This is a genomic window from Rhodococcus sp. EPR-134, assembly GCF_001647205.1.
Taxonomy (GTDB): Bacteria; Actinomycetota; Actinomycetes; order Mycobacteriales; family Mycobacteriaceae; genus Rhodococcus_F; species Rhodococcus_F qingshengii.
Window position 1 is genome coordinate 1 of the sequence record NZ_LVCT01000284.1, and the last position, 26548, is coordinate 26548.

General features: G+C 60.2%; 22 protein-coding genes. 11 read left to right on the forward strand and 11 right to left on the reverse strand.

Going from position 1 to position 26548, the window contains the following annotated elements; all coding sequences use genetic code 11:
- On the reverse strand, positions 1-1031 hold a 1031-nt coding region (locus A2J01_RS12850), incomplete at its 3' end, for an HAD-IC family P-type ATPase (RefSeq protein WP_331715318.1).
- A 336-nt stretch (positions 1032-1367) separates the two neighbouring features.
- On the opposite strand from A2J01_RS12850, the gene A2J01_RS12855 reads away from it, so the two are divergent.
- Complete coding sequence (locus tag A2J01_RS12855) at positions 1368-2168, forward strand: slipin family protein (RefSeq protein ID WP_080656743.1); 801 nt, start codon at positions 1368-1370, stop codon at positions 2166-2168.
- A 36-nt stretch (positions 2169-2204) separates the two neighbouring features.
- Positions 2205-2789 carry an Rv1733c family protein gene (locus A2J01_RS12860; RefSeq protein ID WP_141751469.1) on the forward strand — a complete coding sequence of 195 codons (585 nt, stop codon included), beginning with the start codon at positions 2205-2207 and terminating at the stop codon, positions 2787-2789.
- Between the two features lie 54 nt (positions 2790-2843).
- Here the strand turns inward: A2J01_RS12860 and A2J01_RS12865 are convergent, their stop codons facing one another.
- The gene (locus tag A2J01_RS12865) at positions 2844-5180 is read right to left on the reverse strand and encodes a heavy metal translocating P-type ATPase (protein ID WP_064112843.1); all 2337 of its coding nucleotides are present in this window, start codon (positions 5178-5180) and stop codon (positions 2844-2846) included.
- Between the two features lie 163 nt (positions 5181-5343).
- On the opposite strand from A2J01_RS12865, the gene A2J01_RS12870 reads away from it, so the two are divergent.
- Positions 5344-6831, forward strand: a complete 1488-nt coding sequence (locus tag A2J01_RS12870) for a bifunctional aminoglycoside phosphotransferase/ATP-binding protein (RefSeq protein ID WP_064112844.1) — start codon at positions 5344-5346, stop codon at positions 6829-6831.
- Here A2J01_RS12870 and A2J01_RS12875 read toward each other — a convergent pair.
- The 5 genes from A2J01_RS12875 to A2J01_RS12890 all read right to left on the reverse strand — a co-directional run bounded on the left by A2J01_RS12875 (position 6815) and on the right by A2J01_RS12890 (position 11951).
- Entirely contained in the window at positions 6815-7834 is a 1020-nt protein-coding gene (locus A2J01_RS12875; RefSeq protein WP_141751468.1) for an Acg family FMN-binding oxidoreductase, read from the reverse strand. The genes A2J01_RS12870 and A2J01_RS12875 overlap by 17 nt on opposite strands.
- Positions 7835-7932: 98 nt before the next feature.
- Positions 7933-8526, reverse strand: coding sequence for a flavodoxin domain-containing protein (locus A2J01_RS37450; RefSeq protein WP_082900852.1), 594 nt, complete (start codon positions 8524-8526; stop codon positions 7933-7935).
- Between the two features lie 2 nt (positions 8527-8528).
- Complete coding sequence (locus tag A2J01_RS12880) at positions 8529-10220, reverse strand: sensor histidine kinase (RefSeq protein ID WP_082900853.1); 1692 nt, start codon at positions 10218-10220, stop codon at positions 8529-8531.
- Entirely contained in the window at positions 10217-10864 is a 648-nt protein-coding gene (locus tag A2J01_RS12885; RefSeq protein ID WP_064112854.1) for a response regulator transcription factor, read from the reverse strand. The genes A2J01_RS12880 and A2J01_RS12885 overlap by 4 nt, the downstream gene beginning before the upstream one ends.
- A 115-nt stretch (positions 10865-10979) precedes the next feature.
- A complete protein-coding gene (locus tag A2J01_RS12890; protein WP_054187205.1) occupies positions 10980-11951 on the reverse strand; it encodes an Acg family FMN-binding oxidoreductase in 972 nt (323 codons plus the stop codon).
- Positions 11952-12185: 234 nt separating this feature from the next.
- On the opposite strand from A2J01_RS12890, the gene A2J01_RS12895 reads away from it, so the two are divergent.
- From A2J01_RS12895 to A2J01_RS12905, 3 genes are read left to right on the forward strand one after another with little or no spacing between them, the layout of a single operon-like run.
- A complete protein-coding gene (locus tag A2J01_RS12895; protein WP_064112845.1) occupies positions 12186-13073 on the forward strand; it encodes a universal stress protein in 888 nt (295 codons plus the stop codon).
- A gap of 35 nt (positions 13074-13108) precedes the next feature.
- Positions 13109-14107, forward strand: a complete 999-nt coding sequence (locus A2J01_RS12900; protein ID WP_054187217.1) for a zinc-binding alcohol dehydrogenase family protein — start codon at positions 13109-13111, stop codon at positions 14105-14107.
- Positions 14104-17331 (forward strand): HAD-IA family hydrolase, encoded by a 3228-nt coding sequence (locus A2J01_RS12905; RefSeq protein WP_064112846.1) that lies wholly within the window; start codon positions 14104-14106, stop codon positions 17329-17331. The genes A2J01_RS12900 and A2J01_RS12905 overlap by 4 nt, the downstream gene beginning before the upstream one ends.
- Before the next feature lie 37 nt (positions 17332-17368).
- Here the strand turns inward: A2J01_RS12905 and A2J01_RS12910 are convergent, their stop codons facing one another.
- Positions 17369-17746, reverse strand: coding sequence for a hypothetical protein (locus A2J01_RS12910; RefSeq protein ID WP_054187202.1), 378 nt, complete (start codon positions 17744-17746; stop codon positions 17369-17371).
- Between the two features lie 239 nt (positions 17747-17985).
- On the opposite strand from A2J01_RS12910, the gene A2J01_RS12915 reads away from it, so the two are divergent.
- From A2J01_RS12915 to A2J01_RS12935, 5 genes are all read left to right on the forward strand, one after another.
- On the forward strand, positions 17986-18504 hold the full coding sequence (locus A2J01_RS12915) for a flavodoxin domain-containing protein (protein ID WP_054187201.1): 519 nt from the start codon (positions 17986-17988) through the stop codon (positions 18502-18504).
- A complete protein-coding gene (locus A2J01_RS12920) occupies positions 18501-19433 on the forward strand; it encodes a universal stress protein (protein WP_064112847.1) in 933 nt (310 codons plus the stop codon). The genes A2J01_RS12915 and A2J01_RS12920 overlap by 4 nt, the downstream gene beginning before the upstream one ends.
- Positions 19430-19681: a hypothetical protein gene (locus tag A2J01_RS12925; protein ID WP_054187199.1), complete on the forward strand. Its 252-nt coding sequence runs from the start codon at positions 19430-19432 to the stop codon at positions 19679-19681. The genes A2J01_RS12920 and A2J01_RS12925 overlap by 4 nt, the downstream gene beginning before the upstream one ends.
- A 10-nt stretch (positions 19682-19691) precedes the next feature.
- Positions 19692-20429, forward strand: a complete 738-nt coding sequence (locus A2J01_RS12930) for an SDR family oxidoreductase (protein ID WP_054187198.1) — start codon at positions 19692-19694, stop codon at positions 20427-20429.
- A gap of 68 nt (positions 20430-20497) precedes the next feature.
- Positions 20498-20938 (forward strand): DUF1003 domain-containing protein, encoded by a 441-nt coding sequence (locus A2J01_RS12935; RefSeq protein ID WP_231915779.1) that lies wholly within the window; start codon positions 20498-20500, stop codon positions 20936-20938.
- A gap of 3 nt (positions 20939-20941) precedes the next feature.
- On the opposite strand, the gene A2J01_RS12940 is transcribed toward A2J01_RS12935, so the two are convergent.
- The 3 genes from A2J01_RS12940 to A2J01_RS12950 are packed head-to-tail and all read right to left on the reverse strand — an operon-like array spanning position 20942 to position 26492.
- On the reverse strand, positions 20942-25315 hold the full coding sequence (locus A2J01_RS12940; RefSeq protein WP_064112848.1) for a non-ribosomal peptide synthetase: 4374 nt from the start codon (positions 25313-25315) through the stop codon (positions 20942-20944).
- Positions 25312-25959 carry a HemK2/MTQ2 family protein methyltransferase gene (locus tag A2J01_RS12945; RefSeq protein WP_064112849.1) on the reverse strand — a complete coding sequence of 216 codons (648 nt, stop codon included), beginning with the start codon at positions 25957-25959 and terminating at the stop codon, positions 25312-25314. The genes A2J01_RS12940 and A2J01_RS12945 overlap by 4 nt, the downstream gene beginning before the upstream one ends.
- Positions 25960-25994: 35 nt before the next feature.
- Complete coding sequence (locus tag A2J01_RS12950) at positions 25995-26492, reverse strand: DUF2231 domain-containing protein (RefSeq protein WP_021333643.1); 498 nt, start codon at positions 26490-26492, stop codon at positions 25995-25997.
- Positions 26493-26548: the final 56 nt, after the last annotated feature.

Sequence of the window (26548 nt, forward strand, 5' to 3'; positions counted from 1 at the left end):
CGATTCTGTGTCAGAGTTCCGGTCTTGTCGGTACAGATCACGCTCGTCGAACCGAGCGTTTCCACCGCCGAAATCCTTTTGACCAACGCCCCTCGTTTAGCAAGGGTGCGTACTCCAACTGCCAGCGCCAACGTGATGATCGGAAGGAGCCCTTCGGGAACATTGGCAACCAGGAGTCCGATCGCGAAGTTGATCGAATCTCCCCAGGACAATCCCGCAATCAAGCTACCGAGGGGGATGAATGCCGCGCCCATCACCACCGCTACACAGGCGATCAGCCAGGCAATCTTCTTCACTTGTTTCTCGAGTGGACTCTCGTCACGACCCACGCGCTGTGAAAGGGCAGCGATACGCCCGATCTCAGTACGCATACCAGTTGCGAAGACCAATCCCGTAGCTTTGCCGCCGAGCACATCCGTTCCACTGAAGGCGATGTCTCGGGCCGAAACCAAAGGCCCTGCATTACTTGTCGAATCCGCAGAAACAGTGACCGGAACCGACTCTCCGGTCAGCGTGGACAGATCTACCTGCACCGAGCCCGATATCAGTCGTACATCTGCCGACACTCGGCGACCTTCGTCGAGAATGATCACATCACCTGGAACCAAGGTCCGTGCATCCACCACTTGCTCAAAGCGGTCACGGACCACAGTCGCCGTTTCAGGGAGAAATGCAGAGAGCGCCTCCACCGCTTGTTCGGCATGTAATTCCTGGACGAACGCGAACAACGCATTGACGAGAATCACCAGGACGATCGCCACCGCCAGTGGAGAAGCTCCACTGACAACAGCAAGCCCAGCGGCAACCCACAGCAGCAACGCGAGGGGATGAGTCAACTGCCCGAGTATCTCGCCAGGCCACTCACGTCCACGCCGACGCTGCAGTTCGTTGGAACCATGAACAACGGATCGACGTTCGGCTTCTCTGGCCGAGAGACCTTGCCGATCTGACCTGAGATCTCGAAACATTCGTTCCACGGATTCACGCGGATTCACCGCATCTGATTCCGAATCAGCGACCGCCTCGGACACATGCACACCTCCTCACGAACCGAGAACCAAATGCAACTGCTTCGTTCGAGGTTTCACCGTCCGAGAACGCGATACCAGGGCACTCGGTAGTCAACTCAGGCCGTATGGCCTCACTGATCGAAACAGTGTCCGCCTGCCGTGCAACTAGTGACATTCGGCCATGTATGCAATCGACACCGCGACGCAAAGCTGGACGAAGACCGGACATGCCTGCAGGTCCGCCCGCCCGCACGACGGTGCTCGTCTGGCCCCCTGCCCCGCACAGAATCGAGAATCACCGTGAGCGCCACCATCGTCGTCGTCGTGGTTGCGACAATCCTGTTCCTGATTTTCGCAATGGCAATACGAATCGTCACACAGTACGAGCGCGGTGTTCATTTCCGGCTGGGGCGGATCATCGCGGTACGCAATCCCGGTCTGACACTCATCATTCCCGCGGTCGACCGGATGACCAAGGTCTCGATGCGTATCGTCACGATGCCGATCCAGTCGCAGGGAATTATCACCCGCGACAACGTCAGCGTCGATATCGCGGCCGTCGCATATTTTCGCGTCATCGACGCGGAGAAATCCGTGGTGACCATCGAGAGCGTCAACTCTGCCATCGACCAGATCGCGCAAACCACTCTCCGAAACGTGGTAGGTCAGCATTCCCTCGACGAGGTTCTGTCGGAAACGGCCGTGATCAACACCAGCATCCGTCAGATACTCGATACCACGACACTCGACTGGGGCGTCGAGGTAACGCTGGTAGAACTCAAGGACATTCAGCTTCCGGAAAGCATGAAGCGAGCCATGGCGCGTGAAGCAGAGGCCGAACGAGAGAAGCGGGCAAAGATCATCGCAGCGGAAGGGGAAGCGCGAGCCGCCGCTGCGCTCGGCGAAGCATCGGACACAATGATGGACCACCCGTTGGCGCTACAACTGCGCAACCTGCAGACCCTCGCAGAGCTCGGCGTCGAGAAAAACACCACCGTGGTCTTCCCCGCACCCCTGATGAGCGCAATCGGCGAACTCGGTTCGTTTCTTCATCGGGAAAACGCATCTGCGGAGGATCTCTCCAGTCATGGTGCGAAGGAAAACGCCATGAAAGAGACAACTTTCAACGCAAGCTCCCTCAGCGCCAGCCGACCGTGATGCCTCCACTCCAGACCGGTCCAGGAGGCCGGCACCATGCGTAAAGATCTGATTCACACGGCGGGACGGCCCACTCGCTGGTGGAACCAAGCTCCCTGGTCTTCGAACCGACTCATGCGTCCGTCGGATCGTATCTGGTCCTCCTTGGTCATCGCCGCAGTCGCAATCGGGACTCTTGCGATACCTGTCGCAGCAGCAGTCGGCACGTCCGTCTACGCGTCCGGCCGAGCGCGAATCGAACAGCAACAGCACGTCAACAGCCAATGGAGTGGCACGGTGAGTCCCGACCCGGTTCCCGGGACAAAAGACATGGGAGCCGCGCGCAAGGTCGTGGCATGGACCATGAACGGAACTGCACGCACCGAACCATTGGTTGCTCACTTCAGCGCACGTCCCGGTGACACGATCGCCGTGTGGACGAATGCAACAGGCGATCAGGTTCCGCCTCCCCCTCAGACGTCGAGCACGGCTGTCGACGGAATCGCTGCTGCGATCACGTTGTATTGTGCGAGCGTTCTTGCTGTGCACGGAATGCTCACTGCCGCAAGAACACTGATCAGTTGGCGCAACGGTCGCGCCTGGGATGCAGAGTGGTCGGGGGCCTTCCCACCACACGCATGAAGTAACAAAAGTCCAAGTGGATTCGTCTGCGACTGGATTCGTCTGCGACGCAGATCAACTGCTACTCCCTTCCCTCTCCGATCGATCTGCGAGGACGAAATAGCTCTCTTCTTCCTGACGGAAATGCAACTTCAGCACCGCATAGAGACCGTAGAGACACGCGAGAAGGTCTCCGACCTGAGCATCGTCTACCGCTCCCAGCTTGTCCGCGGCCCTGACATGATTCTCGACCCGTCGGCAGAGTCTCTCGATCTCGGAGTGAGCGTCGGCCACCGCCGAGATGGAATCCGCGCCACCCAACGAACGCTCTAGTGCTGGATACAGTTTCGCCCCCTCGGCCCGCTCGTGCGGAAGAACCACCTCCTGGAGAAACCGATTGGTCTGATGAAGTCGCCGCATTGCCAACACACGGTCGTCACCCGAGAGAGCATCCGCAGCGACACGAATCGAATCGAGATCTGCGCGCATACGACGATGCTCCGTGGAGAATCCGCGAAGCATCCGCTCCAACTCAGGTTCGAGCTTCGGCACACTCGACCGTCCGTGCCCAAGCGCACGTAACGCGTTCAGTATCACTGCAACATCTATCAACTCCTGCAACAAGGCACCCACCGCCGGAGCCAGCAATCCGAACGCTGCAAAAGCCATCGCGACCACAGAAAGCCCGGTGCCGACAGTGGCACTCTGCACAGCAATTCGACGAGATCGCCGAGCAATATCCATTGCATCGGCTACCCGAGACAACCGGTCGGTCGTCAAGACGATGTCAGCCGCTTCAGACGATGCCGTCGCACCTCGTGCACCCATGGCGATACCGACCGATGCTGCGGCCAGCGCCGGCGCGTCGTTTATTCCGTCTCCCACCATGACGGTCACCGCGCGCTCGGATTCTTCGCGTACTCGCACGACCTTGTCGGCAGGTTCCTGTTCCGCATAAACCGCGTCCAGTCCGAGGACACATCCGACCTCGACTGCAGGTTCCGGACGGTCGCCAGTCAGCATCACGATCTTGCCGATGCCGGCCGATCGCAAGCGCCGTATCGTCCAAGGTGCGTCGTTGCGAATCGGATCGATCAGCAGTAGCGCCCCGCTGAGTTGATCGTCGATCCGCACCCACACCACGACCGCTCCGTCGAGCCTCGCGCGATTCTCCACTGATGCGGCCCAGCCGGGGCGGTCGATCGCGCCGGCGATTCTGCCGACTTCGACGACATGACCGTCGACCGTTGCGGTCACTCCATACCCTGGCCGTTCGGTCACAGATTCGGGTGTACTGAGTAACAAACCCTGCGCTCGCGCACTTCGAACGATGGACTCCGCCAAGATATGTGAGGACACTTGGTCTGCGGATGCAGCCAGGCGGAGAATTGAAGAGCTGTCGATATCCTCTCCGCAGACGATATCCGATTGTGTGGGTTTCCCTGTGGTCAAAGTCCCCGTCTTGTCGATAACGAGAGTCTTGACATTTCCGAGCCTCTCCAGTGCACCGCCGGACCTGACGATCACACCGATCCGCGATGCCCGTGAGAGACCGGAAACGATAGCAACGGGTGCAGCCAGCAAAAGCGGACACGGGGTCGCGACGACTAGTACGGCAATCGCACGTGTGGCAGAGCCACTCGACATCCACGCAAAGCCACTCACGAGCAGTGTCACGGGTATGAACCACGCCGCCACGCGGTCGGCCACACGCACGATCGGCGCACTGTCGGCGGCCGCTTCCTGGGCAAGCGAAACCACCGCCGCGTACGTGCTCGATCTGGCCGTCCGACTCGACTCGATTCGACAACCACCACCCGCATTCACCACGCCACTGCGAACCGGGTCGCCGATCGAGCGCTCCACCACTTTCGATTCACCCGTCAGAGCGGATTCGTCGAAGACTGCCGGTTCGCCGACAATCCATCCGTCCGTGGGTACGACGTCCCCGGAGCTGAGGAAGATTCGGTCGCCTGGCTCGATCTCGTCGACTGCCACCGTCCGAAGTTGGCCGCACTCTTCGCGTTGCGCGGTCCTCGGAACATGTTCACGAAGGGAACGAAGATCTCGCGCCGCTCGACTATTGGCCGCCGCATCGAGGGTTCGCCCGGTCGCCAGCATGACTGCAATCAACGCACCGGCCAGATACTCCCCTACCCAAATCGTTCCGAGCAGCGACAGAACTGCAATGACATCGACGCCCGCCCGTCCTCTGCGCAACCCGTCGACAACCCACCACCCTGCCGGCAGCAACGCCGCAATTGTGCCCAAGGCCCACATCCCGTCGGCAACGGCGCGCTGATCGAGTGACCAGGCGAGAACGCCACCGGCGAGCGCACACACAGTCGCGGCCAGGAGAAGGGACTCGGCTTTCGTTGTCAAGCGCTGGAACAGGTCTCGGATAGGCGACATGATTCCAGCGTCGTCATTGCCGCGCTGTGACCACTAGTGCCGTAATGCCCGACTAAGTCATCGCAATGCCCCGCGACGGCTGACCGCTGTTTCGTCCAGACTTGAAGGATCGAGGAATCGAGCGTCTCCGCGTGGGAACCGCTGCAGTACGAGGGGAGATCAGATGAGCATTCATGCTTCGTATCTCGACGTAAAGGAAACGACTACCGGGGTCGTCATACTTGTAGGTGACCGCGCGTACAAGATCAAAAAGGCCATCTCCACGCCATTCCTCGACTTCAGCGAACCTTCACGACGAGAGGACGCTCTGCAACGTGAACTCACGTTGAATCAAAGGATCTGCGAGGGTGTCTACCGCGGAGTGACGCACGTGGTCGACCCGGTCGACCAGTCGAGCGAGCCGATTCTGGTGATGGTGCGTATGCCCGATGAGCGAAGACTGTCCGCGTTGGCTGCGACGAACCAGGATGTCGCACACGCATTGGACGAGATCGCAGCGGCAGTGTCGGACTTTCACAGGCGAGCAGCCAGGGGCGAGCGAATATCCGAACAAGGAACATCAACAGGCGTCGGACACCGATGGGTATCGAATCTTGCCGAATTGCGCCAATTGTGTTCGGGTCTCCTCCCGCCCTGCCGACTCGATCACCTCGAGGCGCTGTCTACGAGATACCTGTGTGGGCGTCGGTCCCTGTTCGATTCGAGAATCGCCGAAGGTTGCATCGTGGACGGCCACGGAGACCTTCTCGCGGACGATATTTTCGTACTGCCCGACGGACCCAAGATTCTCGACTGCCTCGACTTCGACGACCAACTCAGATTCGTCGATATTCTCGACGACAGCTGTTTCCTCGCCATGGACCTGGAGTTCCTCGGCTATGAGGATCTTGCGAGGGAGTTCCTTGCCTCGATCGTCACGAAATCGAAGGACCAGCCGCCGATTTCGTTGATCGACCATTACATTGCCTATCGCGCCACGGTTCGTGCCAAGGTCGACGCTCTGCGTCTGCAGCAAGGCGATTCGAATAGTCAGGCCGCGCTCGAACGGCACCTTGATCTTGCCGACAACCACCTGCGCAACGGCGAAGTTCGACTATGCCTGGTGGGCGGCTTTCCGGGAACCGGTAAAACGACATTATCCCTCGCTCTTGCCGCACACACCGGCGCTACAGTCATCTCCAGCGACCGCGTGCGGCGCGAGCTCGTCGATGCCGGCGCACTCCGCGGCTCCGCCGACGCCTATCAATCGGGACTGTATTCGCCCGACTCGGTTCACACCGTCTACAGCGAAATGCTCGATCGTGCCCGCGATCATCTCTCGATGGGTGAGTCGGTCGTACTCGATGCAACATGGGCTCGGTCTCGACACCGCAGGGAAGCCGAACTGTTATGCACCTCAACAGCGTCGACGTTGATCAGCCTGTCGACCAGCACACCGCTACCTGTCGCCGTTCAACGAATAGCAACGCGCACGAATACGCTTTCCGACGCCACGACGGCTACTGCAGCCGCCATCGCGCAAGGCCACGACCCTTGGCCCGAATCGACCGCGATCGATACCGACACATCCATCGACGTCAGCGCCGAGTCGGCCGTAGATGTCTGGCGCCGGTCAGTGAGTGTGGGTAAAGGTGTCAACTCGACACGGTGAGCACCTCTTCGAGTGGACGACGGCCTGTGCCCCCTGTCCGATGTTCCTCGATACGTGTTTCGCTCCCTGCGGCATCGATCACCGCGTCGGACGGTTCTCTCTCCAACCCGACACGAATCATCACCTGTGGATTCTGAAGTGTCTCGCCGGATCTCGAAGCAACATCTCGAACGATTTCCCGACTTGATTCCACTTCGGTCAAATGTGTCAGAGGGCAGGTCGCCAGGTGCGACGCGGTGGCATGTAACAGCAGCGAGGACATCGCCTGACCTGCGTTCAGCCAGTCGATCGGTGTGTCCGAAAACGTACTGATCAGTATCAATGCTGCATCGTCCCTCACTCCAGGCCCGATCCTCAGTTGGCCCGAAGGAAACGCTCGTGCAGACGCAGACTCGTGAATCGACAATGCATCCGGCAACGCACTGCGCGGAACACCGTCTGCTGTCGGAGCCGAGCGTATCCAACTCTCCAACTCGTTCCAGTACGCCGGATCGCTCTGATGCTGCTCTGCGGCCACTGTGGCCGCTCGGGCGAGCATGTCCCCGAACTGCGGTGACAAACTGATTGCCGACGCCCCGAAAACCGAGGCGTGCTGAGCAAGGCCGACCAGCGACCCGACGGGGGGTGCATCGAATGGCCGTCGGTCGGAGCGGCGGCGTTCCAACGATGCGAAGAGGCCCGCGTCGGCACTCATCGCCCGCGCTCGCCCTCTGAAGGTGATCACCGCGAGCAGGTCCGGTTGCCCACGGTCGGGAAAAGTCGCGACAATCGGCTCGATGAGGTTGTGTTCCAATGTAACTCGCAAATGATGCAAGGCGGCGCCACAGCTGATGATCAGCTGCCTGCCGGCAGAATCCTCCACCGGGATCGAGCGCAGCCGATCGACGCGGAGTTCAAGTTCACCGCGACGCAGTCGCCACGCCCACGGTTGGACGTTGTGAACAGACGGCGCCGCGCAGGCCCAACGGACAGCGTTGCTGATCGTCTCGGAATCCGCGCTCACGTAGCGCACCATGGTTCGATCACTCTCGTCGAAGTCGTCTGCTGTCGGACGAGCGGCAAACGTCTCTGTTGATCGTGCGCCTCGCCCCGCACTGTTCGCTACGGCCCTTTGTCAATCATCGAACTGTCGTGAGGCATCCTCGGTTCGTGCGGAGTACTTGAATTCACCGCCACGGAGTTGTTCCGTGATCTTGTCCGCCCACGCATCGATGTCGGCCCAGTCTCGAGCAGCCGAGTATCGACCGCCCATGATCTTGAAGACAATGCGCCGACCAGCAGCCAGTCTCCACGTGTCAACGCACCAGCGAACCGGCGATGGTCTCGCAAGTCCGCCGATTTGCGAAGTTTTGTCACCGTCCTCGGTTCAGACGCAGACTTTCTGATTCGACGAGTCAGTTGCGTAGACAGAAACGTCGATGTCTCGCCCCATGTCGCGACCGAGAAGGCCCTCACCGGTTGAGTCTTCACTGCCACCCTCCGTCGATCGACAATGACTGTGGCGGAGGGCAACCAATCCATGTCGTGAATGGCGCTTCCCAAGATCACAGCGTCGAACCATTCGTGCCCTGGGCTCTCGACCGCAGGAAACATCGTCACGTCAAATCCTGCAGCACCACACCGTTCTGCGATCCTTCCGGCTACACCTCGCGTCGATCCTTTGGCACTCGCGTACGCGATCAGAATCTTGGTCATCGTCACTCGTTCCCATCCGGAAGGGGAACCGACCAGACGAGAGTTGTACCACCTCCTGCGGAGGACTGTGCGTCAAAGGTCCCACCCAAGGCGAATGCTCGCTCGCACAGGTTCTTCAGCCCGCGCCGGTGCGCCCCTGATGGTAAGCCGATTCCGTCATCCTTGATCGTGACGGTCAAGGAATCGTCTACGTCTATGACGATCGCCGCGGTTGACGCGTGCGCGTGTCGGACCACATTGCTGAGCGCCTCTCGCACCACCGCCTCGGCTTGCTCGCCCAGAGTCGGATCGACGACCGACAGTGGACCCTTTATTTGGACGGTCACCCGCAAGTCGGTGTCAGCGCTCGTCTCGGCGACAACTTGGTTCAGGCGACTCCGTAGTGAGGGGGCGCCGTCCTCGGTCGCATGCAAGTCGAAGATGGCACGGCGAATGTCCTGAATGATGTCCTGCAAGTCGTCGATGGTCCCACTGAGCCTTTGATGTATTTCAGGAGCTCGCGCAAGCTGGAGCGTGCCTTGAACCGACAATCCGACAGCGAAGATTCGCTGAATTACGTGATCGTGAAGGTCACGCGCGATCCGATCACGGTCAGCAAGTATGTCGAGTTCCCGCATTCGACGTTGATTGTCTGCCAGCCGCAGTGCAACAGCCCCTTGATCGGCAAAGGCAGACATGGACGCCACCTGATCCGTACCGTACTGCTCCGTCCCGCGCAATTTCAATACCGCCAGGACTCCTCGAACCTCTTGTCCGTCTCGAAGTGGCAGCACGATCGCAGGTCCGTAGTCATGTCCCTCACCGAACCCCGGATCGAATTCCAATGACTCCGTCATGATCGGAAGTTTTTTCCGGTAGACCGCGCCCGATGTGGAGAAGTCCATCGGAATACCGTGTCCGACCAAAGCTTCGGAATCCAGTCCGCTCGCGACAGAGACCACCAACTCGGCGGTCTCTACGGCTGTCAGTTCAGGATCCGCAGGTACCGCCAGAAATGCGCAGTCAGATGAAGTGAGTGACAGCGACTTGTCTGCGATCAGTTGAAGAACTCCCCGTGTGTCGGCGCCGGCCAACAACGCTGTCGTTACCTCGCCGGTCGCGCGCAGCCATTCTTGTTTCATTTTCGTCAGGGCGTACAGCTGGGAGTTGTCGATCGCGATGCCGGCGGCCGATGCGAGCGCGAGAACGATCATCTCGTCGTGCGCGGTGAAAGCTCGCCCGTTCGTCTTCTCGGTGAGGTAGAGATTGCCGAACACCTGGCCACGAGTCTGTATCGGTACGCCGAGAAAGGTTTTCATCGGCGGATGATGGTCAGGGAAACCCACGGAGGCCTCATGTTCTGACAGATCATCCAACCGCAGTGGCTTCGGATCAGAAATCAGGGCGCCGAGCACACCGCGTCCGCGGGGGAGGTCACCGATCAGTTCCCGCCCGGTCTCGTCGATTCCTTCGTAGACGAATTGCTTCAGTTCCTCACTGTCGCCGACCACTCCGAGCGCACCGAACGTGGCATCGACCAACGCGATAGCGGATTTGACGATCGTGCGCAGGGTGGCATCCAAGTCGAGTCCCGCCGTGACCGCCAGTAGAGCTTCGAGCAGACCGTCGACATGTATGAGTTCATCGGACGGAAGGCCTAAGTCGTTCGGTACCGTTCCGGCATGAGCTTCAGAACCCGGCTCGGAGTGAGTCATGGCTGCGGAAGGTGCTCGTGCATCTTCGTTGCCAGTATCGCCGCTTGAGTTCTACGCTCGACTCCAAGTTTGCTCAACAAACGGGAAACGTAATTCTTCACGGTCTTCTCCGCCAAAAACATTCGCGCCGCAATCTGTCGATTCGTCAGGCCTTCACCAAGTAATCCCAGCAATACGCGCTCCTGCTGGCTCAGTTCCTCGAATGGGCCGTTCTTGTCAGCTGCATCGGTGCGCAATTTCGCCATCAACGCCGCAGCAGCTCTGTTGTCGAGCAACGATTTCCCCGCGCCGACATCTCGCACCGCCCTGGCCAAGTCCAGTCCCTTGATGTCCTTGATCACGTAGCCACTGGCACCGGCCAGAATCGCATCGAGCATCGCCTGATCGTCTTCGAACGAGGTGAGGATGAGGCACCGCAGTGCAGGCAACTTCGACAACAACTCGCGACACAGTTCGATCCCGTTTCCATCCGGAAGCCGAACATCGAGAACAGCCACGTCTGGTTTCAGAGCAGGTATTCGTGCCATCGCGTGGGCATAATTCGACGCCTCCCCTACTACCCTCAGGCCCGGGTCTCCCTCGAGTAACTCCACGAGGCCACGGCGCACAACCTCGTGATCGTCTACCAGAAATACGTCGGTCATGTGATCATCCGTCCTCACCTCACGCAGCACGCACTCAACGACTACCCATAGCCCGACGAACGAATCAGCGAACGCGGACGTCACTGCACCCAAAGGGTGTTGCCCGACAAGTTCGTCACGTCACGGTAAGGACCTCGGACATCGACCTACGAGTAGTCATGACGGGTGGAGTGCCGCCAGGCGCACGCCCGATACGAACCAGCATCTGAGGAACGCCGACTTCCGGCACCAACCGGTTGAGCAGAGCACGACTGCCAGGCACTTCGGTCATATGTGACAGCGGGCACGTCGCCGCGCCCCGAACCGTCGCTTCGAGCAGTATCGACGAGAGCACCTGACCACACCGCAGCCAGTCGCGCCGGCTGTCAGTGGTTGTGCCAATTGCCACTACCGTCGATTCGTCGATTGCACCTTGGTCCCCCATCGCAGCATTACGGCGCGCGGGAAAAGTCCGGGCGATGGGGACGCTGCCACCACCGGAAACAAGCGAAGTCTCCGGAATTCCACCCGAGGACATGGAATGCCCAGCCCACCAATGCAACTCCGCTTGATACTCGGAGTCGTATCGGCGAGCAGCGGCCGACGCTTGGGTTGCGCGAAGCAGACCGGCTCGTTGCTCCGAGCCCAGTACCGTTACGCCGACGTCAAGTTTGCGACCCACTTCCGCCACAGAGTCGGTCAGCTCGTCGATTGCGTCGAACATCCCGAAAGCGCGGCGGTCGGTGCGCCGCCGACGTATCGCGGCGAGCATGTCGAAGTCGTGCGAGCGCGGCCGCGCATCGTGCCGAAACTCTACCGTGGCAAATAGATTCGGGGAGACTCCGCGGTCTTCGTAGTGAATGTCGACACTCCAACGTAGCCCCAGCAGGCCCACTCGGAGGTGATCGAGTGCGGCGCCGCAACTGATATGCAGTTGCCGTCCGGTCGGGTCAGCTGCCCGGAGAAGTCTACGGTGATCGCCGAACAGCTGTAACCGCCCGTCGGCGTACGTCCACCGCCACGGTTGGCTGTTGTGCAAGGACGGCGCCCGACACGCGAGATCGACGGCGAGCTGTACGACACTCGAATCCGGTTTGGTGAGGTTCATGTCTCCTCCGATCTCAGCGGCCCGAAGTCCCACGTGCCGCTCTCAGTAGAAGCGTCGCAGGGTCGTCCGCTCCGCATAAGTGCCAATGGTCACCGCAACGCCGACCCTGTGAAGGTCGGCCCAATCCGACTGGTGACACCGAAAATGACTTTCTCCTCTGCCATAGACAGCCTCGGTCACGAAGGATTCGGTCACGGCCAATTGACATCCGTTCCGACGAGAAGGAGATCAGTTGTGAAAAACAATCCACCCGTTGTTGTCGGGTATGACGGATCTTCGCAGTCACGGGACGCAGTGTGGTGGGGCGCTCACGAATCCGCCCTCCGAGCTGCACCCTTACTCCTGCTGACGACGATGTTCACTCCCACCACCTATGGCGTACCCATCGGGATGCCGGCCTTCTATTTCGACGAACAAGAAGCAGCCGCCAAAAAACGACTTGCCGAGGCCACCGAACTGGCGAAACAAGCGGTCGGCGAACGAACAGTCCAGATCGACGTCGAATTGGCTTCGGATCCACCCATACCGGTGCTCCGTGAAACTTCCAAAACTGCCCGGGTCATCGTCGTCGGAAGCCGCGGGCACGGCGAATACACCGGAGGTCTCCTGGGTTCGGTGAGTTCGTCGCTGGCAGTGCATTCACTGTGCCCGGTCGCCGTCGTCCGAGGACTCGGCGGCGACGAGGACGTCTCCTCTCGCCCCGTAGTAGTCGGGGTCGACGGCAGCGTACACAGCGAACCAGCCATCGCCACTGCCTTCGAGGAAGCGTCACTACGTGGCGTCGAGTTTGTCGCCGTCCACGCCTGGTCGGACGTAGTTCTCGACGTTGTCTTCTCGAAGTTTCGGGAGGTCGATTGGCGAGCCCGCCAAGACACCGAACGTGCACTGCTCGCCGAGAGCCTGGCCGGATTCGGCGATCGTTACCCCGATGTGCCAGTAAATACTGTCGTAGTCAAGGACAAGCCGGGTCAAAATCTCGTCCACCACACCGAGCGGGCACAGTTGGTAGTTCTGGGACGCCGCGGCCGCGGCGGATTCAGCGGCATGCTTCTAGGGAGCACCTGTCGAGAAGTCCTCCACGACGCACACTGTCCGGTGTTGGTCGTCAACAGCCATCGATGATCGAGATGACACCCCGCACGCCCTCCGACGAGTGGATGATGTCGTGGCATGTCGACGCCCCCGGTTCGCTCGGGACGCATCCACTTGTCAGGCGACTGGTCCCCCGCCCGGAAATCGGCGCGAATGAACTACTGGTCCGTGTTCTCGCGTGCGGAGTGTGCCGCACCGACCTCCACGTCGCCGTAGGCGACCTTCCGGTTCACCGACGCAACGTCGTACCGGGTCACGAAGTTGTCGGGCTCGTCGAGGCGGTCGGGACGGCTGTCGACGCCTTCAAGCCCGGTAACCGTGTGGGGATTCCGTGGCTTCATTCGACGTGCGGTGTGTGTCGCTACTGCCTACGCGGCGCTGAGAACCTGTGCCCGAACTCCACCTATACCGGCTGGGATGTCAACGGTGGATTTGCCGAATATACTTCTATATCAGAAGCATTCGCACTCAAACTCCCGTCTGGGTATACGGACGACGAACTCGCACCGCTACTCTGTGCGGGAATCATCGGATTCCGTGCGCTCGAGCGTGCCGACCTGCCGGAAGGTGGGCGGCTGGGAGTTTACGGTTTCGGCGCAAGTGCACACCTTGCGACGCAGGTCGCACTTGCTCGAGGCGCACAGGTGCATGTGATGACGCGCAGCAAATCCGCGCGCGAACTGGCCCACGATCTCGGAGCCGCATCGGTGCAAGGTGCATACGACCATCCACCGGAACTGCTCGATTCGGCAATCCTTTTCGCGCCAGTCGGCGATCTCGTTCCCACTGCCCTCGAAGCACTGGACCGAGCCGGCGTCCTGTCAATCGCCGGAATACACCTCACGGATGTACCTGCACTGAACTACCAGAAGCACCTGTTCTACGAACGCGAGGTTCGATCGGTAACTTCGAACACCAGGCGAGATGCACAGGAGTTTCTCGAATTCGCGGACAATCATCACCTCCACGTCAGCACCATGCCCTATCCACTCAGCGGAGCGAATCGGGCACTGGAAGACTTGGCGGCAGATCGAGTCACGGGCGCAGCAGTGCTGGTGCCATGACTATCTGGCGCGCGGCGACCTCCGAACACGCGTCGGTGATCATTCGTAGACGCGTCTTTCGCGCTGTCTTGTTCGACATGGACGGTGTCGTGACCGACACCCGACATACCCATCGAGCCGCCTGGGGGCGCCTGTTTCACGAATTGAGCGCGCACGACGACGTCGGCGATGTGGAACTCGACGACGAGGACTATCGAGAATTCATCGACGGCAAAGAAAGACAGAAGGGCCTCCGGTCATACCTCGAATCGCGGAAAATCGAACTTCCCCTGGGGCATCCCGACGATCCTCCCGATGCCACTACCGTCAATAATCTCCTCGAGCGCAAAAACCGATTCTTCCTCGCGGAACTCGAACGAGAAGGAGTCGGGGTGATCGCCCCGACCGTGAGGTGGGTTCAGCAACTACGCGCCGCCGGCGTACTCACTGCTGTGGTGTCGGCAAGCAAAAACGCGCGACGAGTACTCGAGATCGCCTGTGTCTCTGACTATTTCGACATCCGACTCGACGGCGCCGACATTGCACTACTCGGGTTGGACGGCAAGCCGGATCCAGACACCTATCTGGAAACCGCACGAAGACTGTCGATCCCGCCAGCCGAATGCGTCGTCGTCGAAGACTCGATCGCTGGAATCCGCGCCGCCCGATCCGGTGGATTCGGTCTGCGAATCGGTCTTGGTCCAAGCGAAAATCTCGACTCTCTCACCGAGAACGGCGCCGACCTCGCCGTCACCGCCATCGGCGAGGTCGCCTTCCACTTCGTCACGGCCACAACGCGCGAAGGCGATAACCACGATCCTGGATGCCGACTCTGTATATCAGGAAATGAGCCCAACTCCACACTCGAATATCGCGGGATCGACCCGAGCGCCACTGGCCTACGCGAGACCATGTCGACCATGGGAAATGGCTACTTTGCCACGAGAGGCGCGTTGTCTGAGTCCCACGACGACGGCCTCCACTATCCCGGCACATATGTCGCGGGGTGCTACAACCGACTCACCTCGGATATGGACGGACACTTACGCGAGGACGAAAGCGCGGTCAATCTGCCGGACTGGACGACATTTACCGTCACAGGACCTGACGGAGAACTGCTCCAATCCCAATCAACGCTTGTCACGCACCACCACGAAGCAGTCGATCTCGAGCACGGAATCTGTTCCAGAGAAAGTGTATTCCGCGATACGCGCGGTCGCGTCACTCGAATTCGACAACGCCGGATCGTATCGATGGACGATCCACACGTAGCCGCGATCACCATGACCGTCGCAGCCGAAAACTGGGATGGAACAATCGACATCAGATCCGGCATCACCACCGACGTCGTCAACAACAATGTTCCGGACTATTCGAAACTGGCCAAAAAACACCTCGAAGTCCTCGCTTTGGACACCGTCGACGACCAATGCATTTCCGCAACGGTCCAAACCACTAACTCCCACATTCGAATCACCCAAGCCGAGCGTCTCCGCCTAGCCGACATCGACGGATCAATCACGCAACACCACCGCCACGTGAACACAGACCACACTGGAATCGTGCAGGTCATCCGCTGCCGAATCACCGTCGCCAAACCCGTCACCATCGAGAAGACGTCGGCGCTCTTCACCTCTCGCGATAAATCAACTCTCGACCCGAAGTCCGCCGCGTGGCAACGAGTCCAGGAAGCAGAGAACCACGACGCACTGTTTCGACGCCACTGCGCCGCTTGGGACGGACTCTGGCACCAATTCGCCATTACCCTCGCTACAGAAGACTCCTCTGCTCTGGCGACGAACGTACTACTCCTTCACGTACTTCAGACACTGTCGACCCACACAACAGATCTCGACGTCGGAGTTCCCGCACGAGGACTCCATGGCGAGGCATACCGCGGTCACGTCTTCTGGGACGAATTGTTCGTTATGCCAATCCTGACGCGCCGCCTTCCGGAGTTGACATCGTCCTTGCTGCTCTATCGGTGCAGACGATTGGCCCAGGCGCACCGAAACGCCCGAGGCCTGAATCTGCGCGGCGCTCTCTGTCCCTGGCAAAGCGGCAGCGACGGTCGAGAAGAAACACCGCCCTTCCTCTTCAACCCCAGGTCTGCCCACTGGATGCCCGATCACTCTCGTCGCCAGTACCACGTCAACCTCGCAATCGCCCACAATGTCTGGCGATATTGGCAAACGACAACCGATCTGGAATTTCTCGCTCGTCACGGGGTCGATCTACTCATCGAGAATGCGCGATTTTGGATGGCAAAGTCCGAATACGACGCGAGCAACGACAGATACGATATCCGCGGTGTCATGGGCCCAGATGAATTCCATGACGGCTATCCCGACCGCCCCGGCACCGGGATCGACAACAACGCATACGTGAACGTCATGACGGAATGGTCGCTCATACGTGCGGTCGAGGCGGTTCGGGTACTCCGCAATGACAACCGATACTTCCCTGGGCGCCTCGATGTGAGCGACAAGGAGTTGGTGTCGTGGGACCGACTGAGTAGGCGACTGCGCCTGACTTTCCTCGACAACGGCCTGATCAGTCAATTCGAGGGTTTCGGCGCGTTGACCGAGCTGGATTGGGCCGACTACCGGTCACGATACGGGGACATCGGGCGCCTGGATCTCATACTCGAGGCAGAGGGAGACTCGCCGATCCACTACAAGGCCTCGAAACAGGCAGACATCCTCATGTTGCTCTACGTCTTCACCGCGGAGGAACTGACCGAGTTGATCACACGATTGGGGTACGAGTTCGATCCCTCCGTGATCCCGGAGATGATCGATTACTACCTCGAGCGCACGACGCACGGTTCGACACTGAGCCGAATTTCCCACACATGGGTCCTTGTGCGAGGCAACCGATCACAGTCGTGGGCCATGCTCCGCGATGCCCTGGCCGCGGATCTGTCCGACGCTCGGAGCGGAAGTACCAGGGAAGGAATCCATCTCGGCGCGATGGCGGGCGCGATCGATATTCTCGAACGCTGCTACACAGGGCTCGACTTCCGGGACGATATTCTGTGGCTGCATCCGCAATTACCCCTCGAGCTGCCTGAACTTGCCTTCACGATCTGTTACCGTGGCCACCGTCTTCGAATCCAGTGCACCCATTCGGATGTGACTGTGGCATCGGAGACAAAAGATATCCCACCGATCGAGCTTTCGATCCACGACACCAGCTACACACTTGCTGCAGGCTCCTCGGTCACCGTGAGTTCGGATAAGTAGGAGGTCCGGACAGCTAGGGGTCCGAACAGCGGGGCAGTCAGGAGGCGTCGATCGACGGCCCCAGGGCGAACCCGGCGTCGGATAGATCCGCATACGCAGGCTCGCCGTGGGAACCGTCATCGCGAACCTCGACATACCTGGCCGAATACGCTCTCGGGTCAGCAGCGCTGCCCGTGACAGGCGTCCTCTCGAGCACGACAGCGCCAGGCCATCGCGCATGTACCGCAGCCACCAGGGCGCTGCCGTCGACGGTCGCCGTCGACAGTGGTCCACCTTCACCAACGATCACCACGCGCCGACCGTCTGTCAGCATCCATACCCCGACCGGGAACGATCTGACTGTGCTCCCTTCCCCTGAGACCGTCACCGTATCCCCGGCCTCGCTCACCAAACTCGCAGTTTTCGGTTGATTCATTCCCGGGCCTCCTGAGCAGCCGTACCGGTCGAGTCGCTACCTGCCGTCGACGCTAGCCCACAACAACCACCACCACAGGTGTCGGCGGCACACGGATCAGAAGGCCGAAAGACCCTTTTTCGTGCACCTCGCGGCCCTGACCAGGAAGTCCTGACCCCGGCACAATTCGAATCACGATCACCCGAGCACGGCGAGTGCACGTGAGCAATCGCCCTGTTGATTCCCGAGCGGAGCATTGGATGAAGACACTGGTCACGGCCGCAAGCCGCCACGGTTCGACAAGCGAAATCGCAGATTTTCTCGCAAAATCCCTACGAGAGAGCGGAATGGACGCCGACCGCCGCCAGCCTGACGACGTTCTCGAACTCACCGAGTACGACACGATAGTTCTCGGGAGCGCGATCTATATGGGGCACTGGATGAAGGACGCAGAGGAATTCACCAAACGCTTCTCGGATGCATTGCGGCTTCGCCAGGTTTGGCTGTTCTCCTCGGGACCGATCGGTTCCGGCGAATCCACGACCGGTGTTCCATCCGACATCGCCACCTTGATGGAGAAGACCGGTGCAGTCGAACACAAATCGTTCGCAGGCAAACTCGACCGCGAAGGATTGGGGTTCGGTGAACGAGTGGCCGTACGAGTCGTTCACGCGCCCGAAGGCGACTTCCGGGATTGGGCTTCGGTTCGCTCCTGGGCTGAGTCGATCCGCGAGGCAGCTCGCACCACACGGGATTTCGAATCAGAGGAAACGTCATGAACCGCGGAGCACCAATCGTGGTGGGTGTCGACGGGTCGGCGCCGGCGCTGTCCGCAGTTCGATGGGCGGCCCGAGAAGCCGTACTTCGCACTCGACCGCTCCACTTACTGTCCGTGATGCCTGACGACGCAGACACTTTCGGCGGTGCTGTCAAACTCGGTGCACCACGGTTTCCAGACCAACGAACTGTTGGTCGCGAACGACTCTCCACAGCTCGTTCCGAGGCGCTGCTGTCCGCAGCGACGCTGGGAGACAGAGAATTACAGATCGTCGACAAGCTGAGATTCGGAAACGGTGTAGAAGTACTCCTTGACGAAGCCCGCACGGCTGCGATGCTTGTCGTCGGATCGCACGGGCTCAATCAATTCGCCGACGCGATACTCGGCTCCGTCAGCGCGGCAGTGGTTCTCCATTCGAACGTGCCTGTCGCAGTCATCCGAAACGTCCCGAATTCGAAACAGCCGCAGATGAGCGGCCCGATAGTGGTGGGTATCGACGGGACAGAGAACAGCGAACCCGCGATTGCCGAAGCGTTCGAGGCCGCTTCAATCCACGGAGTGGAGCTAACTGCAGTCCATGCCTGGAGCGACTCCGACCTTACAACCGTGTTTCGCTCCGATCCTGACGGTGTATCGCTGGACTGGGACACGATCTCAACCGCCGAGCATGCGGTCTTGGCGGAAAGGCTTGCGGGGTGGAGGCAGGAGTACCCCGACGTCGCCGTTCGATGTGTCGTCGTACGTGACAATCCTGCAAGGCAATTGGAAATCGAATCGAAATCGGCGCGACTCGTACTCGTGGGACGGCGAGGACGGGGCGGATTCTCGTCGATGCTACTCGGCTCGACGAGTCGCCGTCTCATGCACACAGCGTCCTGCCCGTTGCTGATCATGCCGTCCCCCACCCGCCAGAAGGACCAGAACACGTGACAACGCACCTCGAACCCCAATCACCACCGAAGTCGCCCTCGGACCGCAACCAATACTCCGCCACAGTCAATCGACTCGTCGCGGAGTTCAAGGGACTCATCTCGGCGGAATGCATCAACATCGTCGTGACAGGCTGCCTCGACGATCTGTCCTGGACAACGCCGCAAGCCCGACCTGAACTCAGCGAACGACTCGCGCGGCAACGCATCATCAGCTATCTCGACAGCAAGGCGGACAACTTCAACTGAGGGGCTACGCATGACCGACCACAACGGAAGAAGCGCTCTCATTTCCGGAGGAGCGAGCCAGGTCGGTGCGGCCATCGCCAAAGCCCTGTCCGAAGAAGGCTTCGGAGTCCTCATCGGCGACCTCCTCGAAGGAGAAGGAAACGCCACAGCATCGAAACTCGGTGACCGCGTGGCGTTCCAGCGTCTCGACGTGACACAACCGGAGAGTTGGGAATCCGCCATCGACACAGCCGAGTCAACTTTCGGACATCTGTCCGTCCTCGTCAACAATGCCGGAATCATCGAGTCGGGAAGCGTGCAACTACAACGCCCCACACAGTTCAAACATGTCCTCAATACCAACCTGTACGGGGCATGGCTCGGAATACACTGTGCTGCAAAGTCCCTGACAACCGCGGGCGGAGGTGCAATCGTGAACATCTCCTCCACAGCGGGTCTGACCGGATACCAGGGAATGGGTGCTTACGTTGCCAGCGAATGGGGCCTTCGAGGGCTTACTAAGGCGGCGGCCCTCGACCTGTGCGGCAACGACGTGCGAGTATGTTCCGTTCACCCCGGACCGATACAAGGCTCAGCGACAAATGATTTCGGCGGTTTGCCCTTCGTCGCCGATCAGCCTATCCCGCGTCTCGGAAGTCCGAACGAGATAGCATCGACAGTGCGCTTCATCGTCAGCGAAGCGACGTACACCACCGGCACAGAATTTGTCGTCGACGGTGGATACGCTGCGGGGAGACCGCGCTCGTGACCGAAAGAATGCCGAGGATGGTCGACCTGAACTGAACACGACCAGCGGCAAGCGCACAATGGTGAACCATGAGACGCAGGACCATGAGACTCGGAAACAAGAATCGGTGGCATCTGCATCCCGCAGTCCGTACGGGTTCGGAGCTGACCCGCGGAGAACGTGCGGCCGATGTGGTCCGCAACGGTATGGGGTCGTGGCCGTTCGTCTTCGTGTTCGTCGCGATCATGGGAATCTGGGCAGGGTTCAACGGCAATACCGGTTTCGATCCCTACCCGTTCATTCTGCTGAATCTATTTTTGTCGATGCTTGCCGGCATGCAGGGAGCAATTCTGTTGATCTCGGCGAAACGGGCGGATGCCATCAGTAGTGAAGTCGCGGTTCATACCCTCGACAACACCAATCAACTCCGACAGTTGATCGAGGCGAACACGGCACTGACCGAGACCGTCGCGGAACTCTCGCGGGGAATCCACAAACATGTCTGCACTCCGGAATACACCGCACGCTGACCGTCACGATCTCGTGTCCAGCGCGTGCAGCGGCGCATCCGGACTCCTCACGAGAGCATCTGCGGTTGCGGACAGAGTCTTGGCGAAGAGGGTGGCGGTCGCTGCGTCGAAGAGATCGGCGGAGTAGACGAGTGCCGCCTCGATCCCGGCGAGTTCACCGGTTTCGTCGAACACTTCGGCAAAGTGAAAATGAAGGTCACACTTGGCGATGTCGAGTGGCCGCGGCGTGACCTCGAAGGTAAGCCCGTCGGATTCGAGCACTGCGGCAGGGAAGTTCTCGAACGACATTGCCACCTGGAAGAACGGATGCAGCGACGCATGACGAGGAGGATCGAGATAGTCGACCAGTCGCTCGAACTGCACATCGCTGTGATCGTGCGCCAACAGTTCTACTCGGCGGCACTCGGCGACAAGAGAGTCGAAGTCCGCCGAAACGTCGACGTATGTGCGAAGCACGAGTGTGTTCACGAACATGCCCACGAGGTCGTCGAGTTTCGGATGGCCCCGGCCTGCGACCGGGCTACCGACGATGATGTCGTGGTCACCGGACAGAGCACTCAGTGTCGCCGCTAAGACGGCGTGAACGACGGTGAACAACCCGGTCTCGGCTCGCTTTGCAGACATACTCAGCCCGCGATGAGTCTCAGGATCGAGCAAGAATTCGACTCGCCCGGCCCCGAATGTCCACATCGAGGGTCGAGCGTGGTCGAGTGGCAGAGAATTCTCACTCGGTGCCCCGTCGAGAACCCTCGCCCAATGCTCGAGTTGACCGACAGCGAGGTCGGTAGGCGCCCCCTGCGCTCCCAGAATTTCCGTGCGCCACATGGCGTAGTCCGAGTACCGCACCGCGGTCTCCGGCCACGTCGGGTGCGTATTCCGCGCCCGAACCTCGTACGCGACGGACAAGTCGCGCGCGAGAATGGCGAGAGACCATCCATCTGCCGCAATGTGATGGACAACCGCCGCCAACAGATGATCGTCCCGACCGTATGCACACACGATCAAGCGAATGGGGATCTCGGAACGCACATCGAAACCCCGAGAGAGCGTCTGGTGAACGATCGATTCTGCATCGCTCGAATTCCCTTCGACCACTTGAAGTCCGCGCGGAATCCGGTCCGGATTCACCACTAGCGGGCGCGGCGAACCCGAGACATCCGGATACACGGTTCGAAGTGTTTCGTGCCTGACCATTACGTCCTGCACGGCCGAAGCCAACGCGTCGTGGTCGAGTCTGCCACGCACGCGAATTGTGAAGGGCAGGTTGTACAGAGCAGGCGAGGTGAGTTCTCGACCGATGTATTCCTGTGCAGGTGAGAGCAGCGGCGTCGAGGCGTCGCCGGCCTGTTCCAACGGTGGCACCCACCCGACGTGTTGGCCGAAGGAACTCGCGAGCGCGGCGGCGCTCGGCGAGTCGAACAGATCCCGAACACCGAGGTTGATGCCGAACTCAGCGTTGAGGCGGCCGATCACGCGAGTTGCAGACAATGAGTCTCCCCCGAGATCGAAAAACGAATCGCTGTGGCCGATCTCGCTGGCCCCGAGCACTCCCTCGAAGGTACGGATGATGCGGGCCTCGATCGGTGTTGCGACCCGTACCGCTTCTCTCCGCTCGAAGGTGGGAGCGGGGAGCGCGCCCCGATCGACTTTCCTGTTCGTGGTGAGCGGAACCGCGTCGATTCGAATAACGACGACCGGGATCATGTATTCCGGCAACTTCTGAGTCAGAAGGCGTTCGATACTCACGTCCGAGTCGAGCATTCCCGAATGCAGTTTCACGTAACTCACCAGCGCCGGCGAACCATTGGCCAGATCGCGGACCAACGTCGTGGCGAACTCCACCGACGGGTGGCCGTACAGGACGGAATCGATCTCACCGAGTTCGATTCGGCGCCCACGCACCTTCACCTGATCGTCTGTGCGACCGAGGAATTCGAGTTGGGCGTCGTCTGTCCATCGGACCCGATCGCCGCTTCGGAACATACGATGCCCCGCTGAAAGTGTGGACGCAACGAAACGCGCAGCCGTCTCACCCGCTCCACCCTCGTACCCTCTGGCCAAACCAGGCCCCGACAGGTAGAGCTCCCCCGCGGCCCCTGTGGACAACGGCTCGAGCGATGCGTCGAGAACCACCGCCTCGACTCCGTGCATGAGCCGCCCGAGTGTCACACGATCGTCGACGTTCAAGACGTCGGTGATGGTGACACTGCATGTCGCCTCGGTAGGGCCGTACGCGCTTCGAACACGCACGAACGGCGCCCACCGGCGCATCAGTTCGTGCGGTAATTTCTCGCCACCGACTATCAGGAATTTCAAGCCGGGCACCCGTTCCGGAGCCAATGTTGCGAGCGCCGAAGGTGTTACGAGTAGATGTGTCACGGCACGACGGCAGATGAGGTCTTCCAGCTCGAATCCACCAACGGTCTCGGGTGGGCAGATCACCGACGAGGCGCCGAACAGAGCGGGAGCGAGCATCTCTACGACAGAGGTGTCAAAACTGGTTGAAGCACAATGCATTACGACAGAGCGTGAATCGAGCTCGTATTTCTCGCGAATGTCGGTAGCCAAATTGGCCAGGCCACGGTGAGTGACCGACACCGCTTTGGGCCGGCCCGTGGAGCCGGAGGTGAAGATCATGTAAGCCCGATGATCGGCATGTGCGGGCTCGGGGTCGAAGGACGGCGCGAAAGCATCGGGGTCACAGTCCAAGAACAGCCACTCGAGGTCGTACGGCAACGAACGCCGCATCCCGAAAGTCGTGAGCCCGATCCTTGGTTTGCATACACCGAGCATGTCCACGACCCGTTCGGCGGGGTGGGCCGGATCGATCGGTACGTATGTGGCTCCTACACGCGCCACAGCCCACATTGCCAGGACCGATTCGATGGATCGCGGGATCGCCACGACGACAACATCATCGGGGCCCACATCGACGGACTTCAAATGCCGACTCCAGAGTCCCGCCATCCGATCGAGGTGCCCGTAGGTCCACGATCTGTCACCGTCGGTGATGGCAACCGAATCGACAGCCCGGTGCACTGCGGAACGCAGAAGAGAATCAAGACTTCTGGGCTCGATCGAAGGCTCGCCACGCGCCGGACTCGTGGCTCCCAGCTCGGCATCCGTCCACAGGGACGGAGCAGGATGATCCGGCGGCGTGTCGACGAATACCTCGAGAAACCGAACGAATCGATCATGATGGGCAGAAAGTTCGGCAGAGCTGTACAGCGCACCGTTGGCCTCGAGATCGACGCGAATGTTCCCTGTGTAACCGGGGTAGACGTTCAGCGCGATATCGTCGATCGGTCCGGTCGTGAGTATCTCGACGTGACCTCGTACCGCGCCCAAGCTCAGGGCCCTGTCGAACAACATGACGTTGACGACCGGACCGAAAGATTGCACTCTTGACTGCCGTCGACCGTCAGTCAGAGCGGACATGTCCTCCCGGCGGTAACGTTGGTGCCGAAGTGCCTCGCTCAGTGCGCTCTCGACAACGCATACCGCCGAGGAGGGTGTCGATGCACCCACGCCGCGAAGTACCAGAGGAACCACGTTCGACATCGCGCCCGGCAACGATCTCGACGCAGCAGTCACTCGCCCGGACACCGGCAGAGACAAACACAGGTCGTCGACACCACACATCAGTGCCACGTATGACGCGAACGCCGATATCACCGTTGCTGCCGAGAGATCGGACAGTGGCACTGTGCCACTCGCTCGCAGCGTACTTCCCCGAAAAGTGCCCGTCGCGCTCGCTCCCAAGACCGGAGAGGAGGGAACTGACCGGAGTTTCTCGTGCCAGAATTCTCGATCGCGGACACAGCGCGGTGATTCTCGGTATCGGCTTTCCTGGCGGGCAACCGCCGCCACGCGATCCGACACAACCGAGTCGACCTGATCCGGCCTCACCGGACCAGCGGACAGATACATCTCGGCGGTGCGGCGCATCAGAAGTGCAGCGGAGTAACCGTCGAGTGCGATGTGATGCGCACGGTAGTACCAGAACCAGCGATGAGGGCCGACCTGCAACAGATTGGCGACGGTGAGGGCAGTATCCGGAGCGAGAGTCGCCGTGCTCCACTCTCGATTCATCCACGTCATCGCTGCACGGACGGGATCGTCGTATCGACGGAAATCCAGCCTTCCGCCGACCAGTGTCAGATCAGGGTCTTCGTCCAATTCGGGCACTCCATCCGTCACACGCAGACGAAGGCCCGCAACGCCGAACTCACGGTGCGCGGCGACTGTCGATGATTCCAGCCGAGATGCGTCCAGCTCACCGTTCAGATCAACGAACTGAGCTATGACAAACGGCGACGCCGGTTCAAGGGACTGAGCGAACCACAACGAGCGTTGTGCAGCTGTCAACGGCGTCATCGTCTCGCTCGGATCACGACGATCTCCTCAGTGACCTGGTCAGGGTCGATGACGCCGATCGACTCCAGGTATCGCCTGCGCGACAGCAAGACCGGGCCGAAAGGAATCGAGGTCCTCGAGACCACCGATGCATCGAGTTCGTTGTCGGCGAACAGTTCGACGGTGCGATCGATGCCGCTGAGTGCGGACTGGATCAGCAATATCGTGCCCTCCTTCTGCAGAACACCCGGTGCCGTCGCACATATGCGATCGAGCAACAGGCGTCCGTCGTTGCCTCCGTCCCAACTACGAGCACGGCCGGTGCGCGGCGCACGGTCGTCCACGGAAGGAACATAAGGCGGGTTCGAGACGACGAGGTCGAATCGACGACCGTGAAACGGGGTCAGGAGATCTCCGTGACGGGCGTGGATTCTGTGACCGCGGAGTCGCCCGTTCATCCAGGTGCACACCGCGGCACGTCGTGAGATATCCACGGCGAAAACCGTTCCCGCCCCAGCCTTGGCCGCACACACACTCAGCGCACCACTACCGGAGCACAGATCGAGAACCTGAGAAGACGCATCCAACTTCTCGGCGCGTACTGCGTCGGAAATAAGACGAGTATCGCACTGAGGCGAATAGACACCGGGAAATCGAATCATCACACTGCGCTCCTGCCGTGGACTTACTCGGTGGATGTCTACGACTGCTCCTGCCAGACTGCCTTCGCTCCGCTCTCACCGATGCGATAGACCTGAACCATCGAACCCACTGCCGCGACAACTGCGATCGCCGCTATCGCGACTGTCACGACTCGGAGAAGCGTCGAACTGTCGGACAGTGAAGTTCGTGCGCCTCGCCACTCGGTGAATCTATCGGTATGCAGGACCCACCATGTCGCCGCGAACACGAACACCGCGATGGACCAGATCAGAAGTTGATCACCGAGTTCGGCGTGAATCTCGATCAACTCGCTGTGAGGCGAATTGTGTTCGAGCCATTCACCTGCATCGGTGGTGATCGGTACGAGTATCAACGTGACGAGGGCGATGGCCGGTGGAAAGATCCCGAGCCTGCGCCGAGCACTCGGCCACAGAACGGAGCAGAGAACCAGAACCGCCGAGAGCGGAACCAACACGACAACGAAATGAACGAGGAGTGGGTGAGCGGGTAATCCGCCGATCGTGGTCAGGCCCATGTCGATCAACGTAGGCAGGATTTCTTGGAGAGTTCTGGGGACCCTGCTCGAACGTG

Excerpts from the sequence above, each read along its gene's own strand:
- A2J01_RS12855 (WP_080656743.1), top strand. The coding sequence starts at position 1,368 with ATGGCAATACGAATCGTCACACAGTACGAGCGCGGTGTTCATTTCCGG.
- A2J01_RS12860 (WP_141751469.1), top strand. The coding sequence starts at position 2,205 with ATGCGTAAAGATCTGATTCACACGGCGGGACGGCCCACTCGCTGGTGG.
- A2J01_RS12865 (WP_064112843.1), bottom strand. The coding sequence starts at position 5,180 with ATGTCGCCTATCCGAGACCTGTTCCAGCGCTTGACAACGAAAGCCGAG.
- A2J01_RS12870 (WP_064112844.1), top strand. The coding sequence starts at position 5,344 with ATGAGCATTCATGCTTCGTATCTCGACGTAAAGGAAACGACTACCGGG.
- A2J01_RS37450 (WP_082900852.1), bottom strand. The coding sequence starts at position 8,526 with ATGACCAAGATTCTGATCGCGTACGCGAGTGCCAAAGGATCGACGCGA.
- A2J01_RS12880 (WP_082900853.1), bottom strand. The coding sequence starts at position 10,220 with ATGACTCACTCCGAGCCGGGTTCTGAAGCTCATGCCGGAACGGTACCG.
- A2J01_RS12885 (WP_064112854.1), bottom strand. The coding sequence starts at position 10,864 with ATGACCGACGTATTTCTGGTAGACGATCACGAGGTTGTGCGCCGTGGC.
- A2J01_RS12890 (WP_054187205.1), bottom strand. The coding sequence starts at position 11,951 with ATGAACCTCACCAAACCGGATTCGAGTGTCGTACAGCTCGCCGTCGAT.
- A2J01_RS12900 (WP_054187217.1), top strand. The coding sequence starts at position 13,109 with ATGATGTCGTGGCATGTCGACGCCCCCGGTTCGCTCGGGACGCATCCA.
- A2J01_RS12905 (WP_064112846.1), top strand. The coding sequence starts at position 14,104 with ATGACTATCTGGCGCGCGGCGACCTCCGAACACGCGTCGGTGATCATT.
- A2J01_RS12910 (WP_054187202.1), bottom strand. The coding sequence starts at position 17,746 with ATGAATCAACCGAAAACTGCGAGTTTGGTGAGCGAGGCCGGGGATACG.
- A2J01_RS12915 (WP_054187201.1), top strand. The coding sequence starts at position 17,986 with ATGAAGACACTGGTCACGGCCGCAAGCCGCCACGGTTCGACAAGCGAA.
- A2J01_RS12920 (WP_064112847.1), top strand. The coding sequence starts at position 18,501 with ATGAACCGCGGAGCACCAATCGTGGTGGGTGTCGACGGGTCGGCGCCG.
- A2J01_RS12930 (WP_054187198.1), top strand. The coding sequence starts at position 19,692 with ATGACCGACCACAACGGAAGAAGCGCTCTCATTTCCGGAGGAGCGAGC.
- A2J01_RS12935 (WP_231915779.1), top strand. The coding sequence starts at position 20,498 with ATGAGACGCAGGACCATGAGACTCGGAAACAAGAATCGGTGGCATCTG.
- A2J01_RS12940 (WP_064112848.1), bottom strand. The coding sequence starts at position 25,315 with ATGACGCCGTTGACAGCTGCACAACGCTCGTTGTGGTTCGCTCAGTCC.
- A2J01_RS12950 (WP_021333643.1), bottom strand. The coding sequence starts at position 26,492 with ATGGGCCTGACCACGATCGGCGGATTACCCGCTCACCCACTCCTCGTT.